This is a genomic window from Methylobacterium persicinum (assembly GCF_022179525.1).
Classification (GTDB): Bacteria; Pseudomonadota; Alphaproteobacteria; order Rhizobiales; family Beijerinckiaceae; genus Methylobacterium; species Methylobacterium persicinum.
The window spans coordinates 1-2693 of the sequence record NZ_BPQX01000085.1 but is presented as its reverse complement, the minus strand read 5'-3'; the positions used below and the strand labels follow the sequence as shown (position 1 = coordinate 2693).

General features: G+C 62.3%; 2 protein-coding genes and 1 tRNA gene. 2 read left to right on the top strand and 1 reads right to left on the bottom strand.

Going from position 1 to position 2693, the window contains the following annotated elements:
• Positions 1-577: 577 nt before the first annotated feature.
• Both MFF22_RS24460 and MFF22_RS24455 read left to right on the top strand, forming a co-directional pair.
• The gene (locus MFF22_RS24460; RefSeq protein ID WP_370877607.1) at positions 578-1183 is read left to right on the top strand and encodes a sugar transferase; all 606 of its coding nucleotides are present in this window, start codon (positions 578-580) and stop codon (positions 1181-1183) included.
• 1023 nt (positions 1184-2206) lie between these two features.
• Positions 2207-2437: a hypothetical protein gene (locus MFF22_RS24455; protein ID WP_238253364.1), complete on the top strand. Its 231-nt coding sequence runs from the start codon at positions 2207-2209 to the stop codon at positions 2435-2437.
• 94 nt (positions 2438-2531) lie between these two features.
• Here MFF22_RS24455 and MFF22_RS24450 read toward each other — a convergent pair.
• Positions 2532-2607, bottom strand: a tRNA-Ala gene (locus MFF22_RS24450).
• Positions 2608-2693: the final 86 nt, after the last annotated feature.

Sequence of the window (2693 nt, the reverse complement as noted above, 5' to 3'; positions counted from 1 at the left end):
CGGTGAAGACTACTTGTTGCGGCATCGCAACAAGTAGTCTTCACCGAAGTCCACGCACAGTCGCCGCGACGAGAACTCCGATGGTCGCGCCAAGTTGCGCGCCGATGAGAGTCCATACTCCGCCATATATCAGCCCGATTGCAAAGCCGATCCCGCCGCCGATCAAAGTTGCTATCAGTAATAGCATCAACACGTCTAAGACCCCGCGGCTGGCTTCTGGACCGAAAAACCTTTCCGCAAATGCAAGACGCTCTTGAGCTGTTTCAAGTCTTAACAAAATTTAGTTGGTTAGAGCGGCCGGTCCTATTGTGCATATCTGCGAATGCGATGCCGATAGGATTGATTGGCATCGCAAGGCTATGCTTGTGCGGCCGGGGCGTATTTGTTATGCACCGCTCGTTAAGAAACAATTAACCGCCTAAGCCCCCGGGCCTGAGGAGTCGCGAGCATGCTGCGTCCGAACGGACAGCCGACCGTTACGCCCGTCCTTGCAACGCATCATATGCTCGAGCCGTTCGCGGACACCCTCGGCGAGGTGTCGCGGCGGCGTACGTTCGGGCTCGAGCGGCGCATCGGCATGGCGGCCAAGCGCGGGATCGATATCGCCGTGGCGGGAACGGCGGTCGTCCTGCTTCTTCCCTTGCTTCTCCTCGTGGCCGCGGCCGTCTGGATGGGGGACGGGAAGTCTCCGATTTTCCGGCATGCCCGGCTCGGCCGCGATGGCCGGACCTTCGGTTGCCTGAAGTTCCGCACGATGGTGGTCGATTCGGAGAAGGCTCTGGCGGCACATCTGGCGTCCAGCGCCGCAGCGCGGGCGGAATGGGCGGCGACCCACAAGCTCACCGATGATCCGCGCGTCACGGCGCTGGGACGTGTGCTGCGCAAGACCTCCCTCGACGAGCTGCCCCAGCTCATCAATGTGCTGCGGGGTGAAATGAGCCTCGTCGGGCCTCGGCCCATCGTACAGGCGGAGGTCGCCCGCTATGGAGCAGCCTTTCAGACCTGTTTCGCGGTGCCGCCGGGGGTCACGGGCCTTTGGCAGGTTTCCGGCCGGTCGGACACGACCTACGAACAGCGCGTCGCCCTCGACGTCGATTACGCCACCCGGTGGAGCCTCCGTCGCGACATTGCCATCTTGGCGCGTACCGTTCCGGCTGTGTTCGCGCAGCGCGGCAGTCGCTGATCGGCGACCCGCCTGTTGTCCATCTCAAGGGGCGTACCGTGAACGACGACAACCCGCTCTGGTACGATCATGCGGAGCCGGACGAAGCTCCCGGACCCATCCTAGTCTCGTTGGCGGCGGCCTTTCAGGCGATGGCCGGAGCTGGGGCCCTTGTGCGATGGATCGTCTGGTTGCCGGATCGGGCGTGGGTCGCCTCGGCCATGATCGCGGTCAACGCAGCGCAAAAGATGCGTCGCTGACGAACGTGCGATCGGCCGCGGGCGAGAACGCGCTGCCCTAGGCGCAATCTTCGGGTGCGGGCGGGGCCTCCTCGCAGAGACGCCATAATTCCAGGAAGCCTGCCGCGTAAGCCGCGAGCAGAACGGCGGTCCAATGCATCGTCGTACCCTTCAGCGTCTTTCGCACTCCTAGTGCAAAAAGCTTGACGTTTCCTCGCGGACGTTGCCGCGCTCAATGTCCCAAAAGTGCAAGGACCACTCCAACTATAGTCCCTCCAGCCACCGGCGCGAAGAGGCTGAGGGCCGAGACGAGCAGAATAAGTGCAATTGCGGCGTTTTCCCGCCTCCGTGATTCGGTTTTCTTGCTTGAGGGTGGTGGCTCCCATTGGGGAGGGACGGCCCTTTGTTCGTGATCGAGGAACACCGCGGTTTCCTGCTTGTTCGCCCTGAAGAACACCTTTGCACCGGGTGCCCCCCGATTCTACCCGAGAGACGTCCATGCTGAAAGTTCTTCGGTTCCTCAGGAACTGGCTTGCCCTCTCGGTGCCGCTGGGCATCGCCATCGGCAAATTTCTGAAGTGGCGGACCAAGCCGGTGGGCGACCGCCACGGGCACTGAACTCTCCTTGCAGAAGAGGGATCGGGCCGACCGATCTCATTGACAATTCATCATATTCCAGCTCAAAGCCTGGAGATGCGTCGCCGGAGTCATCGCCTGACTCAGCCTTCGTTCCGGGTCTGTGCGGATGGTCGAGCCGGCGGCGAGCGTCGCGGCTAGGCAGTTTTGACGAGAGGGCCCGCGCGGCATGAAGGGCCTGTTGCTGAATACGCTGCTCGGGTTGTCGCTCGGCCGGTTCGGCGGCGTGTGGATGTTGTCCGCCTTCGTGCCGATCGTCGCGGTCGAACTCGCCTACGGCTATTTTGAATATGGCCTTGGTTTTAGCGCAGGGTTGAGGCGCGGCGTCGCGCTCCTGGTCTGTGGGGAACTCGCGTTTCTGCTGGGCGTGCTCATGCGCCCTCTGCCGGGCGAAACCTGAGAAGGCGAGCCGCGTCGAGCGACCACAACGGGCACAGCACCGCAGTCGCGAGACGGCGGTGAGATGTCTATCATCTGAAGGAGAGGATCGAGTGTGGTGGAGCTAAGCGGGATCGAACCGCTGACCTCCTGCATGCCATGCAGGCGCTCTCCCAGCTGAGCTATAGCCCCGATCCATTCGCCTCATAGGCGAAATGCAACGTGAGAGGGGATGTTTGTTGTTCTTGCGTTGTGCGGGTCTGGCGGCGACCGACTCT

Bases quoted from the DNA above. Each gene is read 5' to 3' on its own strand.
- MFF22_RS24460 (WP_370877607.1), top strand. From the start codon at position 578: ATGGCGGCCAAGCGCGGGATCGATATCGCCGTGGCGGGAACGGCGGTC.
- MFF22_RS24455 (WP_238253364.1), top strand. From the start codon at position 2,207: ATGAAGGGCCTGTTGCTGAATACGCTGCTCGGGTTGTCGCTCGGCCGG.